General features: G+C 39.2%; 10 protein-coding genes. 2 read left to right on the top strand and 8 right to left on the bottom strand.

Features of this window, described 5'->3' with window-relative positions:
• Nucleotides 1-66 precede the first annotated feature (66 nt).
• The 8 genes from ACN9MR_RS12555 to ACN9MR_RS12520 all read right to left on the bottom strand — a co-directional run bounded on the left by ACN9MR_RS12555 (nt 67) and on the right by ACN9MR_RS12520 (nt 11264).
• Nucleotides 67-1470: an alkaline phosphatase gene (locus tag ACN9MR_RS12555; RefSeq protein WP_426330011.1), complete on the bottom strand. Its 1404-nt coding sequence runs from the start codon at nt 1468-1470 to the stop codon at nt 67-69.
• Between the two features lie 3 nt (nt 1471-1473).
• Nucleotides 1474-2541 (bottom strand): phosphatidylinositol-specific phospholipase C1-like protein, encoded by a 1068-nt coding sequence (locus ACN9MR_RS12550; protein WP_426330010.1) that lies wholly within the window; start codon nt 2539-2541, stop codon nt 1474-1476.
• 11 nt (nt 2542-2552) lie between these two features.
• The gene (locus ACN9MR_RS12545; protein ID WP_426330009.1) at nt 2553-4142 is read right to left on the bottom strand and encodes a RagB/SusD family nutrient uptake outer membrane protein; all 1590 of its coding nucleotides are present in this window, start codon (nt 4140-4142) and stop codon (nt 2553-2555) included.
• A gap of 12 nt (nt 4143-4154) precedes the next feature.
• Entirely contained in the window at nt 4155-7142 is a 2988-nt protein-coding gene (locus ACN9MR_RS12540) for a SusC/RagA family TonB-linked outer membrane protein (protein ID WP_426330008.1), read from the bottom strand.
• A gap of 439 nt (nt 7143-7581) precedes the next feature.
• Complete coding sequence (locus ACN9MR_RS12535; protein WP_426330007.1) at nt 7582-8415, bottom strand: M57 family metalloprotease; 834 nt, start codon at nt 8413-8415, stop codon at nt 7582-7584.
• 195 nt (nt 8416-8610) lie between these two features.
• Nucleotides 8611-9150: a hypothetical protein gene (locus ACN9MR_RS12530; protein WP_426330006.1), complete on the bottom strand. Its 540-nt coding sequence runs from the start codon at nt 9148-9150 to the stop codon at nt 8611-8613.
• Between the two features lie 9 nt (nt 9151-9159).
• Complete coding sequence (locus tag ACN9MR_RS12525; protein WP_426330005.1) at nt 9160-10341, bottom strand: chromate transporter; 1182 nt, start codon at nt 10339-10341, stop codon at nt 9160-9162.
• Between the two features lie 59 nt (nt 10342-10400).
• Entirely contained in the window at nt 10401-11264 is an 864-nt protein-coding gene (locus ACN9MR_RS12520) for a chromate resistance protein ChrB domain-containing protein (RefSeq protein ID WP_426330004.1), read from the bottom strand.
• Nucleotides 11265-11685: 421 nt separating this feature from the next.
• On the opposite strand from ACN9MR_RS12520, the gene ACN9MR_RS12515 reads away from it, so the two are divergent.
• Together ACN9MR_RS12515 and ACN9MR_RS12510 are read left to right on the top strand one after the other, a co-directional pair.
• Nucleotides 11686-12135 (top strand): SRPBCC family protein, encoded by a 450-nt coding sequence (locus tag ACN9MR_RS12515; protein ID WP_426330003.1) that lies wholly within the window; start codon nt 11686-11688, stop codon nt 12133-12135.
• A gap of 431 nt (nt 12136-12566) precedes the next feature.
• Entirely contained in the window at nt 12567-15287 is a 2721-nt protein-coding gene (locus ACN9MR_RS12510; RefSeq protein ID WP_426330002.1) for a GH116 family glycosyl hydrolase, read from the top strand.
• Nucleotides 15288-15293: the final 6 nt, after the last annotated feature.

Below are 15293 nucleotides of genomic sequence, written 5' to 3'. Positions count from 1 at the left end.
TAATTTAGAATTAAAAAAGCACCTGCAATGCAGGCGCCTGATTATTTGTTTGCCGTGTAACTAAGATTAAGCTTTAACTAAAAACGCTTCAGGCATTTCTGCTGCCTTGAGCATAAAGTTATGTAGCTCGTAGTTTTTAACGAAAGGCTTCAAATTTTCCGAACCCGGGCCAAACATGGTTAGTTCCACGTAGTCACCGGTATGGTTCATTCCGGCCCATTGTACATCGGTATATTTGCCCAAAATTTTACCATACTCGTAAAATGGTAGGTTCGATTCGTTGTAAAGCTGACCAGGAACAATATCCTTGAAATGCACTAATAAAGATTTTACATCTTCCGATTTCATTTCGAAACCTTGGTTTTCTTTTATCAAATCAATTATTTTTTGTTCACTGAACGATTGATTTAACTGCGCTAAAAGCCAGGTATTACTGTGTTTAAAATTTTGAAGGCTATCGAACTTTTTGTTGGCTTCATCAGCATAGAACAAACCGGGGTTAGAATTACCATGATCTGTGGTGATGATAACTAAGGTTTCACCATCTTTTTCGGCAAATTCTATTGCTTTTCCAACAGCTTCATCAAAAGCAAGCTGATCGAAAATTAAACCGCTTAGGTCATTCGAATGCGCAGCCCAATCCACTTTACCGCCTTCAACCTGTAATGCAAAACCATCTTTATGATCTTTCATCAGTTCGATTGCTTTCATGGTCATCTCTGCCAGCGTCGGCGTTGATTTTATGAGTTCCTGATCATGCAGTCTGTCGACCTCGTAAGGCATTCCATCCTCTGCAAATAAGCCCAAAACAGGTTTTGATTTATCTAAGGCTAACATTTCGGCTCTGTTCTCAGCAACTTTATAGCCTTGCGTTAAATATTTTGGAATCAGGTTTCCACCCTGCCGTTTCTCCCCGAAATATTTATGCCCTCCACCCATCATCACATCAAACTTTAAGCCCAGGTATAGTTCTGCAATAATATCCTGCCCCCCACGGTTATCTATGTTTATGCAAAAACCGGCAGGTGTTGCGTGCGTTATGGGAACAGTAGTTACACAACCTACCTTTTTACCTTTTTCTTTAAATTTCTGAAGGATAGGTTGTGGTTTTTCGCCTTTCATTCCTACATTAAGCGAACCGTTTCGAACCCGCATACCACCACCCCAAGATGAACTTGCAGCTGCAGAATCGGTAACCATAGCGTTTGCAGATGCCGTATCCATTAATGCCCTGACAGCTCTGTTATCGCGGTACAGGCCTAACCATTTACTACTAAGCCCCAATATTCTGTTCGAATATAAATCAGCCATATTCAGCGTTCCTATACTCATGCCATCACTTACCATCATGATGATGTTTTTAGCTTTCTTTGAACCGCCAACAGGTTTAGCGATAACATCACTTACACCTGTAAATGGAATAGTTAAACCTGCCAACAATCCACCTTTTAATAATGACCTTCTATTCATATTCTATTTATTTTTAAATAAGGGATTAGCTCTGTAGTATTTGCCACCAGCAAAGCTGACAGCGTAATCGGAATTAAAATGTGTACTTTTTAAATAATAATCTGTTGTGATAACTTGTGCGCCAGAATTACAAGCCGAATTGAAATCACCCTTATCGTTTTTGCGGGCCTGTTGCGTATCGTTATCGGCCCGTGTTCTAATGATGTAACCTTTTTTTACCAGTTCAGAAATCTGTTTGTCTTCAGGGTTATTTCTAATCATAAAAGCAGCTTCAGGTGTGCCAGGATCTGAATTTGCAAACATTACTCTACCTTTTAGCGATGGATGATTTAGGATATAAGTTGCTCTTTTTTTGCCGGTAGCATCCAGTACAAAAATAAATTTGCCTTTCGCCTGGCTCAATTTTGGCCAATTCTGATGAAGTACTGCATCTTGAAGCGAACTGTATTTACCTCTTACTTCATCAGGAAGAATGATATGTTCTTTACCTAAATTCTCTAAGATCACTTTATCCAATTCATCAAAAACCTTTGTCGTAAATAATTCTGGTGATGTAAATCCAGTTTTTTTTATCGAATCATCTTTAGCCTCAAGCGTAATAAAAACCGGTGTATGATCTGCATGAGCTTCTGACCAGGTGCGCAACACTTTTAAAGCTCCTACAAAAGTTGGTACTGAGCTTCTAAAATCGATTTCTGGAATGTGTAAAACCTTAAAACCAGGTTTTTTCATTTCTCCGGAAATATCAAAAGCGGGTTGACCTTTCGCCCAGTCTAAACCTTTTGGATGCGCATAACGACCACCAGCAGAATCCGCATAAACATCAATCTCCAGGTTTCTTAATCCCATGTTTAATTGTTCTGGCATGGAAATGTGCTCATAATCGATCTTACTGGCAGATACTGAATCCGTTTTCTTAAATACGGTAAATAATGCCGGATTGATGGCTTGCTTATAACTGTTATGCGAACCAATAACCTGAATCTGATTGATGGTTGGATCTTCGTTAACGGTAATAAACGCTATTGCTGGCAATACCAGCAATAGGCTAATGCAACTGATGATTTTCATACACCTTTTTGTTAATACCCTGGGTTTTGTTTCAGGTTTGTATTAAGCTTTAACTCATTTGCCGGAATAGGATAAATTCTTCTGGTGATATCCTTATTCATGAAAAGTACGTCGTTTGGTAGCGGATATTCGGTTTCAAATTGTCCGAAACGGATTAAGTCATTTCTTCTCCATGCTTCCCAGCTAAATTCACGGGCTCTTTCATCAAGTAAAGTGCTCAAATCTACCGAACCGGCTAAACTAGCACCAGCGCGGGCTCTTATTTTATTTACAAGTACCAGTGGTGTTTGTAATTCGCTATTAACAGTTGTAGCGGTTGCTCCCCTTAATATCGCTTCTGCTTTCATGAGCATTACATCTGCCAAACGGAGTAGGGGCATATCGTTGCCGTTTAAACGTGTGGCCTGAATTGCGTTTACATCCGGCCAGTACTTCACCGATCGAACACCTTTAGCCTGATCTGCAACAGTATTACCTAAATCCATTGGTTTACCTGGTTTTAAAATAAGGTCAGGGGTAATCTCAATTTGAGTTGTTGTTCCTGCCACAAAAACAGGTTTGGTTAAATCAGGTTTACGGTTAGCATCTGGCGCATATTGTTTACCAATTAACCAGAAACTGTTACGGATATCATTGTTCAGGTTGAACCGGTTATAATATTCTGGCGTTGTACTCATTGCAATACTAAAACCCACATTAATACCATATGCTGCTGCTAGTGCAGGATAAAAACCAAATCTTGTCATCTGGTTGCCTGGAATCTGCTGATCGTAGGGAACGGCAAATATGGTTTCATTAATCTGTGGCCCATTGTTAACATCAAAAATATCTGAATATTTGTTATCCAAAGCGTAGTTGGTGTTTTTCAGGATATTATCGGCCATAATTACAGCATCTGCATATCTCGGTTTGCCAGTATAGACCTCCGAATTAAGGTACATTTTTTCTAATAAAGCATAAGCCATTGCCTGGGTTGGCCGGCCATAAAGCAATACACGGTTGTTGTTATCTTTTATTGGTAATTGCGGTATTACAGCTAAAAGTTCTTTCTCAATAAATTCAAATACTTTATCTCTGGTTTGGTTTCCAGGAAGCGAGCTTACCGGGAATGTATCTATAATTGGCACATTGCCATATAAATCCATCATAAAGTAGTAATATAAAGCCCTCATTGCTTTTACTTCGGCTAAGCTGCTACTTTTTTGTGTAGCTGAAACTGAAGATTCATTGGTCAGGTTGATTAAGCGGTTGCAGTTATTAATACCGCCGAATCCCCACTGCCAGATATCCCTCACATTGGGGTGGTCAATTGTCCAGGTATGGTAATGGAGCTGACGGTACTGGCCACCGTCATCAAAGTTTCCATCGCGTGCGGGAATAATTGCTGCATCTGTAGAGAGTTCCTGCATTCTCCAATATGGCACGCCATATTGAGAAGAAAGATTAGAATACATGGTGCCATAAAGAGCCGCGTAATCTGAATTGGTAAAAGGAAAATTATCTTTAACGTATTGCGATTCAACATCAACATCGAGCTTACTGCATGATTCTAATACCATCAGGCAAGCAAGGATATTAAATAGGATTATAATTTTTTTCATCTTTATTGTTTTTTAGAATGATGCACTTGCACCGAAACTGAAGGTTCTCGTTTTTGGATAATAGTTGTTGTTATCAATTCCCGGCGTTAATCCACCAATGTTGATTTCTGGGTCTAAACCACTGTATTTAGTGATTACGAAAAGGTTATTTGCCGTAACATATAATCTAATGGATTTGATGGCTGGTGTTTTAGGTTTTAGTGTATAGCCAAGCGTAGCGTTATCCAAACGCAAGTATGAGCCACTTTCAAGGAAACGGTCTGAAATCAGATAAGCATTAATATCGTTGAAAGATTCGCCGAGGGTAAACCTAGGAATGTTTTGAAGTTTTGCATCGGCAGGATTATTTAAAGATGCCTTTGTGGCATTCAAAATCTTGTTGCCCAAAACGCCTCTAACTAAAAAGTTAAAATCCCAGTTTTTATAACTGAAACTATTCGCCCATCCGTAAATTAATTTAGGCTGGGCGTTGCCAGCGATTTTTGCATCAGTAGTTAAAGGCTGTGTGGCAATGGTTTGACCAGCAGCATTAACGTAAGTGCTTACGCCTGCTGCATTTTTACCTGCATAATTCCAAAGGTTAAAAGTGCCCAATGCATAACCTGGCTGAATCAGCTGACTGAAATTGCCCGACTGGCCTTTGCCACCAAGCTGAGCTGTTTGGATGGCTGCGATTTTATAGAAATCATCAGATAAGGTTTCTACTACGTTTTTATTGTGCGCAATATTTGGAGAAGTTGTCCACTTAAAATTATCAGTTTTAACTGCTATTGCATTTAATGAAAATTCAATACCCGTATTTTTTATTTTGCCTACGTTAGCCGTAATGGTTGGTAAGAAGAATTGTGTTGTAGAAACTTCGTAACGATCATAAATCAAATCAGAAGTTTTCTTTACATAAAAATCAAGTGAGCCCGTAATTCTGTCTTTAAACAAGCCAAAATCTAAACCAATGTTGGTAGTTGCTGTACTTTCCCATTTCAAATCTGGGTTTGGGTTTCTAACCGGACCAATGGCATTGCTGATATTGCCATTATTTAAAAATTTATTGCTTCCAGAAAGTGTACCATAAATTAGTAAAGAAGAGAAAGCATCAAAACCTAAACTGTTGCCGGATACGCCATAACCGGCACGAAGTTTTAAATCACTAATAACCGGAACCGACTGCATAAAATCTTCGTCAATAATTCTCCAGCCTGCAGAAACAGCCGGGAATAGACCCCAGCGATTATTTTTTCCGAATGCAGAAGAGCCATCATCTCTTAAAGATGCCTGAAATAAATATTTCTCATTATAGTTGTACTGAACCCTGCCGTAATATGAAATTAATCTTAAAGTTGAAATAGGGGCGTTGTTAAAGGCGATTTGGGAAAGCAAACTTGGATTAGACAAAAACAGGTTGTTATATCCTAAATTATCGTTTGAAAAATTTTGTGTAGTTACGCCAAAACCATCATTCGTTCTATCTTCTTGCCATGAATAACCGCCAAGCAATTTTAAACTATGTTTCCCGAAAGTTTTATCATAGTTAAAATAACCCTCTAAAACCTGGCTTTTGTTTAAAACATCGATTTTTTGTGCTTGTCCGTTTACACCTCTGGCTAATCCCGATTGGCTGTTTAAATAAGTACTGTAGTTATTTTGGTCTCTTTGAGAAGAAACGCTGGCTGTAAACTTTAGTCCATCAATGATATTTACCTGAGCCATACCATTAATCAATGTTTTATTATTCAAGTTATCGATTACGTTATTATCAACAATTGATAATGGATTTCTTGTTCCACTCCCGGTACGGTTGTAGTTCTCTTTATAGCTACCATCAGTATTAAAAGGATTTACTGTTGGCAAATAGAAAAGCATATTGGGAAGCGCTTGTGATTGATATACATCTGAACTTTTCGAATTACTGTTGGTTATGGTTAAACCCAGTTTAAGCCGATCATTAAAAAACTTCTCGTTAAGGAAAGCACGAACAATTGTTCTTTTTAACGATGTGTTTTTAAGAATCCCTTTATTATCGAGGTAATTCACACTTGCGCCATAATCTGATGTTTGACCAGCGCCTCCGTAAGAAAGATTATGATTTTGAGAATAACCTGTTCTTTCTAAAAGTGATTGCCAGTTTGTATCCGAACCATCATCATCTACCGCATTTAAAGTTTGCTTGTTATCTGCAAGGTATTGTCTCAACTCGGGAGCTGAAAGCATATCGTATTTTTTAGAAACTTTCTCTACGGCAGCATAGCCGCTATAATTTAGGCGGGATTGGCCGCTTTTAGCACGTTTGGTGGTTACAATGATTACGCCATTTGCTGCCCTCGAACCATAAATGGCAGTTGAAGATGCATCTTTTAAAATGTCGATATTTTCGATATCAGCCGGTGCCAATAAATCAATCGAAGCTCCGGGAACACCATCGATAACGTAAAACGGCTCTTGTGCAGCACCTTCACGTAAAGTAGATGGACCACGTAAAATAGTAGATGGTTTAGCATTCGGATCGCCACTTTTAGTAACATTCAAACCTGCAACTTTACCTTGTAAAAGTTGGGCTGGGTTAACCAAAACACCTTGGTTAAATTCTTCTGATTTTACAGAAGTTACCGCACCTGTTAAATCTTTTTTATTAGCTGTACCATAACCAATAACCACAACTTCTTTCAGGTTTTGATTATCCGAAACAAGGGTTACATTTATTTTAGCCTGATCATTAACCGTAATTTCCTTGGTTAAACTTCCAAGTAGCGAGAATGTAAGTATGTCAGACGGTTTTGCCTGAATAGTATAACCGCCATTTGTATCGGTTGATGTTCCTAAGGTGCTGCCTTTTATTTTAACTGTTACGCCCGGTAATGGCTGACTGGTTTCATCAACAACTTTACCCGTTATTGTTTTATCACTTTGAGCCTGGGTGTTTAATGAAAAGAAAAGCAGCATTGCAACAAGACATTGCCATCTGCCAATCAAAGACAAGTAGGTCTTTTTGTAGTTTTGTTTCATGAATGATTGGTTATGATTGTTTGGATCATTCACAGAAACAAACGATTGTTCCTTGCTCTGTGAATTTCTCACAAAGATGCCTTAACCCGATTATGGATTTTGTCAGTTAGAATTAAGAAATTATTAAGAATTATAAGTCGGATTGAAAATAATGTTAAGGATTTTCAAGTTACTGGTTCAGAATTATGGATTAAATTTAACATTATGATGTAAAGATGAAGTGAACCTTATGTTGTTGATTGAAAAATTGCGATTTTTTTTCTCAATTATATTGTTCGTTGCTCTTTGCACTGTGTTTATGTTTTTTAAAAGGTTATTTTGTTAAAAACATTGAAAAAAATATATACATCCAGCCACTTCAGGTTCAAAAAAAAAGAGGAAGACTTTTCAGCTCCCTCTTTTTATATGATCTGTTTTTTTTATCTGATCTATATTTGGTTTATTTATAAAGGTAATTCATTGCAATTACATCATTTGCATTAAATGTACGGTCGCCACCGTTAGAGCAAGCCAGCATGAATGATTCTGCATCTGCTTTTGATGGTGTGCCTGGGATTTGTATCGCACCAACTCCTGCCGTTCCTTCATTAGAACGTTTTCCTCCACAGCTATAAGCTCTGTTCATGTAGTCTGTATGACGGAATCCAATACAATGTCCAACTTCATGTTGCAAAACAGAAGCTACATACAATAAATTAGGATTTGTTCCGTAGGCATTAACATTCGTATTCATTTTAACCTGATTAAATGGTTCGCCGCTTGAAGTAGGGAAACCAGATGAACCCAAAGTGATATAGCCACCACTTGGCCCTTCGTTAAATCCAAATACATCAATGTTACCTGTAGTACCTGTATTTGCCCTTTGAAAAGTCATACGCAGGCCCAATGAGTTGTATCTTGAAATCATGAGGTCAACAGCATCACTATACACCTGTGGTAAATTTGTAACAGAAATTGTAATCACACGTGGTAGAGATTTAACAACATTCGTTGTGCGGTACTGCTCGGTTTCAGCAATATTTAAGTTAGGGCTTAAAGACTTTTCGTTTAAGTTGGCATCTGTTAGAACGATGTCGCCTTCTACCAGATAACCATTATCAACTTTACGCGCATTTTCGACGCTAAATCCTAAGCTTTTTATTTGTTGTAAAGTACTTGCTGATATTTCGGCCTTATTATCAGTTTGTTCAGAAGTGTTGTTCTTTTTGCATGAAGATACGCAGAGAAATAACGCGCATACCATGGCCAATGATAGAAATTTTGTGTTTTTCATGTTTAAGTTAGTTTAGGTTAAAATGTATTGATCAGATAAATTCTAATATATAAACAAATTCTATGTAATCAAATAGTTACAATCTTTTTTTTGAAAAATATCTAATGGATTTGTCTTATGTGTTCATTAAAAAATTGTTTGAAAATTTAGACGGCTGTGTCTAAAACATCTGATGCAATTTGTACTGTAACTTATTTAAAAACTAACACCCACTTGTAAACCTGTAGATAATGATGCAGGTAGATTATTGCCAAATCTCACGGGGAAAGGCAAGGCAAGATACAGGCTCAAATCTTTTCCTTTTTTTACAACCTGGTTCAAAACCGGTGTAAAGCCATAACGTCCGCTGGTTTCAAATGCTGCACGACCTATAAATGTAAAGCCATGTTTGAACCTGAACATTGCCCCCGGATGAAATAATACCGAACTTACTTTAGAAATATTATGTTCGGTACGGATACTCGGGGCAATCTCGAAACTGACCCCGAATTTATCACTCTTTAAAATGTTTATTCCGAATGGAAAGGCAAGTGTGTATACATCCGAAAAGTTATCGTGGAATCCGTTTTTATCCCAGGAACCGATGGGGTGAAGCAAACTGAAATAGCCAGTTACCTTTGGATATGTATGATTTTGAGTCGTTTGTTGTGCCTTTGTTGATAAACTTAGTAACGTATTGAAAACAAGTAGCATTATACTTTGCTTAACAGGCAATTTTGTAGAGATTTTATGCATAACGAGAAGTTAGAAGAATTTAATGAATAGTCCTATCGCGGCCGCTGCACCAATGATATAGGGCTCTTGTAATTTTTTGATGTAGATGAGTGAAAGTATAGCTGCTACTGCGATTAATGCTGTTGGAATGTCTTTTATAGAACGCATACCGATCACAATTACTGAACCAACGAGTGCGCCAATCACAGCAGCGGTAATTCCTTCAACGAATGTTTTAACGCTATTATTTTTTGTAATCTTTTTGAAAGAGGGTGCTAACGCCACTGTAAAAATGTAGCATGGCAGAAAAGTAGCCAGCGCTGCAACACAGGCCCCTGGAAACCCTGCTACAAGATAACCGATAAATCCTACTGTAATTACTACAGGTCCAGGCGTGATCATGGCAACTGCAACCGAATCTACAAACTGAGCTTCCGTTAACCAAGCAAATTCCTTTACCACACCACCATGCAGGAAAGGTACAATGGCCAGTCCGCTACCAAATACAAATGCTCCCGCCTTAACGAAAAACCAGCCAATGTCTTGTAAGGTCTTGCTTTCATAGTGCCAAAAACCAGTACTGAACAATATTCCTACCGGGAGTGTTGAAGGCTTTCTAATCCATTGCGGTGGGGCCTTAATGAGCATATACAGGATGCCACAAGCTAGAAAAAGTAAGATTTCCTCTTTTTCGGTAACAACGGTGATCACGATTCCAATGATATAGAACACCCATAAAAGCCATTTGGATTTGATGGCAGCAGGCTCCAGTTTGCTGATTGATTTAATGGTTAGTTTATACGCGCTCATGGTAATGATGCCGATTACGGCAGCGCCAACACCATAAAATACCGCTTGCATCCATGCCAAACCACCATATTGTTGGTAGGCCATACCAAGCAAAACCACCATGATGAACGATGGTAATACAAAGGCTAATCCTGTTAAAGTAGCGCCTATTAAGCCATAGTGTACAAAGCCAATATAGATACCCAACTGTGCGGCAAGAGGCCCGGGAGCCAATTGCGCAAGCGCTAGCCCTTCTTTATATTCTTCTTCGCTAAGCCAGCCTTTCTGCTCAACCAGATCACGCTGCATATAACCTACCAGCGCAACAGGACCACCAAAGCCCCAAGTGCCCAATTTTAGGAAATACGTTGTAATTTCTGCTAGTGCGTATCGCGGTTTGGCTTTATCGGTTTGTTCTTTCATCAGCAAATTGTATTTTACTACAATATTGCTTATTCGCAGGGCACTATAATTGTACGGATTTAACTATTTGTATCCGTTTTACCTTTTTTGTGTTTTTTTCTGTAAAACGAGGGGTTTTCTCCAGTCTGTTTCTTAAATATTCTATTAAAATGGCTCTGGTCTGAAAATCCGGTAAGATAGGCAATCTCGGTTAATGAGTAAGCTGATGTTTCTATCAACAGCATAGCCTTTTCGATCCTCATCTTCCGTATATAATCTCCAAAAGACAGGTCATCAAAATACTTGGAAAACTCCCGGGATAAATAGGCAGGATTAATTTCCAGTTCATCTGAAGCCTGCTGGAGACTCAAAGACATATTGGTATCCATCTGGTCCTGTATCATTTCCCGTAATTCATTTGCCCAGGCCGGTGCTTTCTTTCCTTTATTTTCCCGAAGGTACCTGGTGTATATGTCCAGTAACATTTGTTCAACTGGTCCGGCCTGTGTATGTTTTTTATGGTAAAGGTGTTTTGCCCAACTATACAGGCCATCATAAATCCGCATGCCTAAAGCCAATAGCTCCTGATCATTTGAACTGTGGTAGGCTAAACCCGAAAATACAGCTTCTAGCCCTGCTGCCTGTGGTGCGAAGTCATGGCGATCAGTATCTGCCCCGCGAACGATAGCAGCAATGCGGTCAAGAGCAGTGTCTTTTAACTGGTGTTTTTTAATGAAATAATCAAAAGTGCATTGATCATTGTAATGCGTATATTCTATATCAGGCATGTCGAATGGTACCGCCCCTAATTCGCTGGCTTTAATCATTACCTCATCTGAAGGTACATAAATAATTTCTGCATCAGGATCGATAAAACGCCTGATTAGCCAAGGACAGGCAATCCGGTCAATTTTTGGATGTTCACGGGTGATCCACTTTGTCATTTATAATAGGAGAGTAGTATGCAAAGTTAATTATCATACCCGATTTTAATAATAATAATTCGGTGAAGCGAATCTTTTATTTACTTCATCAAAAAAAATGTTTAGTTCACCTAGCGTAAACTGTTAAGTTTTTAAGTGACGATATAGCGTGGTGCATGAATAATAACAAATAAGAAACCATCATTAACTGTATTTTGATGGTATTTTAAAGTAGATCGTAGAAGGTGTGTTTTGCACAGGTTAGGCCGTAAAGCCCCTTCTACATTGTCGCATATCACCACTGGCAAACTCGAATTTACATGCCATCTTTGTATAGTCAGGAATTGATATTAAAAATACTGACAAGATGGTGGAGCAGCTACCACTTCAAAAACGGGCGAAACCGAAAAGCCTAAAGAGTAGGAAATTAAAAAATAATTTTATGTCGAACAACACCGTTTCATTGCACAGAGTTTTAAAAGCATCGCCAGAAAAAGTATATCGTGCATTTACCGAACCTTTGGCAATCGCTTCATGGTTACCTCCATATGGTTTTCTTTGTACTGTTCACGAAATGACAGTAGCACTGGGAGGTTCTTTTAAAATGTCGTTTCAAAACTTTTCTACTTCCAATGGTCATTCATTCGGCGGAAAATACCTTGAGGTAACACCGAATGAGTTTTTAAAGTATACCGATCAGTTTGATGATCCAAACCTGCCTGGTGAGATGATTACCTCTGTTTGGTTGAAAAAGACTTTAGTGGGTACAGAAATTAAAATTATTCAGGAAGGAATTCCCTCAGCTATACCTGTAGAGATGTGTTACCTGGGTTGGCAGGAATCGCTTGAAAAGTTAGCGAAGCTGGTAGAACCGGAAATACCTGATGCTTAATTAAAGGAATTATATTTTTTGAAATACATACTCAAGCTAACCTCAGGGTTTAAACCCCTCCAAAATAATTTTGGAGGGGTTTTTTATGCGCTTACATAATATTAAGCGATTTTGCCAAATGATTAAGTCTATTTGTAGAAGCGCAGCAATATTGGATGAATAGATATATATTCAAGTTGGTATTATCCCTAACCAATAATGAACCAGCTATTTAATCTTTCCTGCAGCAAATTAGTGGCGCCTATTAATTTGGCAATCGCATTACATTTTCAGTATTATATACCAGGTATTTTTGGTGCCGATAAAAAGGATATTTCCCGCCTTATAAATAATATGCAATATGGTTGGCTGCCGTTATTCTGTAATAAGGAGCAGACTGTTAAAATCGCACCAATAAACACACACTAATCACAACAAAGTACCCTTAAAACATGGATAACAATACAATTGGCCGAAGAAATTTTATTAAAAAGGCAGGTTTGTTAACAGCAGGTCTTGCTACATTATATTTTCCGGTATGGGCGCAGAGCATTTTTGCTCAGGATTATCCCTTACATAATATTCCGGAAGATAAAGATATCGATCCCCTTTGGGCACGTTCGCTTTTTAACAGGGGTGAGGCAAGCACTTACCTGAAAAGTCGAAATGAACTGAAATACATTGGTATGCCTGCAGGAGGTTTACATGCTGGTACCGTTTATGTGGGCGGAGATGGGCGGCTTTGGCTCTGGCAGATTTACAATGAAACCTTTGAAGGGCCTCAGGAAGGAATAGACCCTAAGGTGGTTAACTGGAACGATGGAACTGCTGTACGTAAAATACGTGTTAGGGATGGCGCAGCATATGTAGAACCAGCCATTGCCGACAATAAACGTGTACTCGATCAGGGCTTCGCCGTTAAAACCATTATCGATGGAAAAAATGTGATAAAAGAGTTGAATGAAGGCGATTGGGACGAGATTAGTTTTAAGGCATCGTATCCGGTAGCCAATATCAGATATAGCAGTAAAGGATTTCCGCTTGAGGTAAACCTAAAGGTTTATTCTCCTTTTATCCCTCTTGATGCAGAGCGATCGGCTTTGCCGGCTACAATTTTGCGCTTAGCCGTTATAAATAAAGGCAAAAGTCAGCTAAAAGTTTCTGTTTTGGGATGGATGGAAAATGGAGCAAATAAGCTTACTGGTAAAATAAACACCGGACAGCGGAAAAATCAGGTTATTAAGCTTGAAAAATCTACTGGCATATTTTCATCCTTTGAACCAACAAACGAAGAAGTAAAGGCTGCTGGCGATAGTGGCACCATGGGTTTTATGCTGCATAACGCAGCAGGGAAAACCCAAACATCATTTAGTCCCTGGCCAATAAAAGAAGAGGATTTTGATCAGGTTTTAACAGACACCACAACGATAGAAGCTCCTGAAAAACTTGTGGGAAGCATTAGCCTTTCAGCTGATTTATTGCCTGGGAAATCGCTAAAAGCGGATTATTCGATAAGCTGGCACTTTAATAACCCCAACCCAAAACTTAAAAAACTGGTGAAAGATGCCGAAGGTGGTTATCATTATGGAGCCAGGTTTAAAGATGCTAAAGCCGTTTCGGCATTTATAGATGCGAATTTTGATGAGCTATCTACTACAACCGAGTTATGGAGTAACACCTGGAACAACTCGACCTTGCCACAATGGTTTTTGGAAAGAACCTTTGTAAACATAGGTACATTGGCTACTGCCAATACCTACCGCTTTGCCGATGGCAGGTTCTGGGGTTGGGAAGGTGTAGGCGCCTGTGCAGGTACCTGTACCCACGTTTGGCAATATGCCCAGGCGGTGGGAAGAATTTTTCCTGAGCTAGAGAAAGGCTTACGGGAGAAGGTTGATCTGGGCGTTGGTTTTAAAGAAGATACCGGCGCAATTATTTTTCGGGCAGAAAATGAAAGCAGGCCTGCTATTGATGGCCAGGCAGGTACGGTGCTCAGGTTCTATCGCGAACATCAAATGAGCAAGGATAATACTTTTCTACAGGCCAACTGGTCAAAGATCAAAAAGGCGGTGCAGTTTATGCTCGATCAGGACAAGAATGGAGATGGTATGACCGATACCCCGATGGAGAATACCCTGGATGCAGTATGGGAAGGAGAAATTGCCTGGATAGTAGGTCTTTGTATTGCTGCGGCAAGGGCTGCTCAGGCTATGGCAGAAGAAGTAAAAGATGTATCATTCGCCAAAACCTGCGAAAACTATGTAAACAATGGCCGCAGGAATATGGAAAAAGAACTGTTTAATGGAGAATATTTTATCCATCGCCCGGATGCTGTTCAGGGACGTAAAAATTTGGGTTCTTATAATACCTGTCATATCGATCAGGTTTACGGACAAAGCTGGGCATTTCAGGTAGGTTTGCCCCGGGTATTGGATAAGGGGAAAGCCTTGTCTGCGCTCAAAGCTTTATGGAAATACAATTTCACGATGGATGTGGGGCCTTACATCAAAACACATACTGGTGGCCGCCCATATGCACTTCCTGGTGAGGGCGGCATGGTGATGAATACGAATCCCCATAACGAACCTAAGCCATTTGGCGAGAATGTAAGCTGGCAACTTGGCTACTTTCATGAGTGTATGAGCGGTTTCGAACATCAGGTAGCCGCACATTTTATGGCAGAAGGCATGGTAGAGGAAAGCCTTATCTTAACCCGTGTTATTCACGACAGGCACCACGCTGCAAAACGAAACCCGTTCAATGAAATAGAATGTAGTGACCATTATGCCAGGGCAATGGCAAGTTATGGAACTTTTATTACAGCCTGTGGTTTTGAGTACCATGGCCCGAAAGGATATATTGCTTTTGCCCCTAAATGGAACAAAGAAAACTTTAAAGCACCTTTTACTGCTGCGCTTGGATGGGGAACTTACAGCCAGCAAAACGCTGGGCTTAAACAGATCCACCATTTCGAATTGAAATATGGTACGCTGGCCTTGAATAAAATCTCCCTCGAAAAACTTGGTGGAGGTAAATCAAGAACAGTTTCGGCTCAATTAGGTGGAAAACAAATTCCTTTATCTTTTAAACAGGAAAATAATGTAGTGGAAATCCTGATAAAAGAAACTTTAAACATTCAAAAGAACCAGATTTTAACCATCAATATTGCTTAAATTAAA

Source organism: Pedobacter sp. R-06 (assembly GCF_049913135.1).
Classification (GTDB): Bacteria; Bacteroidota; Bacteroidia; order Sphingobacteriales; family Sphingobacteriaceae; genus Pedobacter.
Note: the sequence above shows the minus strand (reverse complement) of the source record. Positions and strands in the feature narration are given on the sequence as shown.

Bases quoted from the DNA above. Each gene is read 5' to 3' on its own strand.
- ACN9MR_RS12545 (WP_426330009.1), bottom strand. From the start codon at position 4,142: ATGAAAAAAATTATAATCCTATTTAATATCCTTGCTTGCCTGATGGTA.
- ACN9MR_RS12540 (WP_426330008.1), bottom strand. From the start codon at position 7,142: ATGAAACAAAACTACAAAAAGACCTACTTGTCTTTGATTGGCAGATGG.
- ACN9MR_RS12520 (WP_426330004.1), bottom strand. From the start codon at position 11,264: ATGACAAAGTGGATCACCCGTGAACATCCAAAAATTGACCGGATTGCC.
- ACN9MR_RS12535 (WP_426330007.1), bottom strand. From the start codon at position 8,415: ATGAAAAACACAAAATTTCTATCATTGGCCATGGTATGCGCGTTATTT.
- ACN9MR_RS12515 (WP_426330003.1), top strand. From the start codon at position 11,686: ATGTCGAACAACACCGTTTCATTGCACAGAGTTTTAAAAGCATCGCCA.
- ACN9MR_RS12510 (WP_426330002.1), top strand. From the start codon at position 12,567: ATGGATAACAATACAATTGGCCGAAGAAATTTTATTAAAAAGGCAGGT.
- ACN9MR_RS12555 (WP_426330011.1), bottom strand. From the start codon at position 1,470: ATGAATAGAAGGTCATTATTAAAAGGTGGATTGTTGGCAGGTTTAACT.
- ACN9MR_RS12530 (WP_426330006.1), bottom strand. From the start codon at position 9,150: ATGCATAAAATCTCTACAAAATTGCCTGTTAAGCAAAGTATAATGCTA.
- ACN9MR_RS12525 (WP_426330005.1), bottom strand. From the start codon at position 10,341: ATGAAAGAACAAACCGATAAAGCCAAACCGCGATACGCACTAGCAGAA.
- ACN9MR_RS12550 (WP_426330010.1), bottom strand. From the start codon at position 2,541: ATGAAAATCATCAGTTGCATTAGCCTATTGCTGGTATTGCCAGCAATA.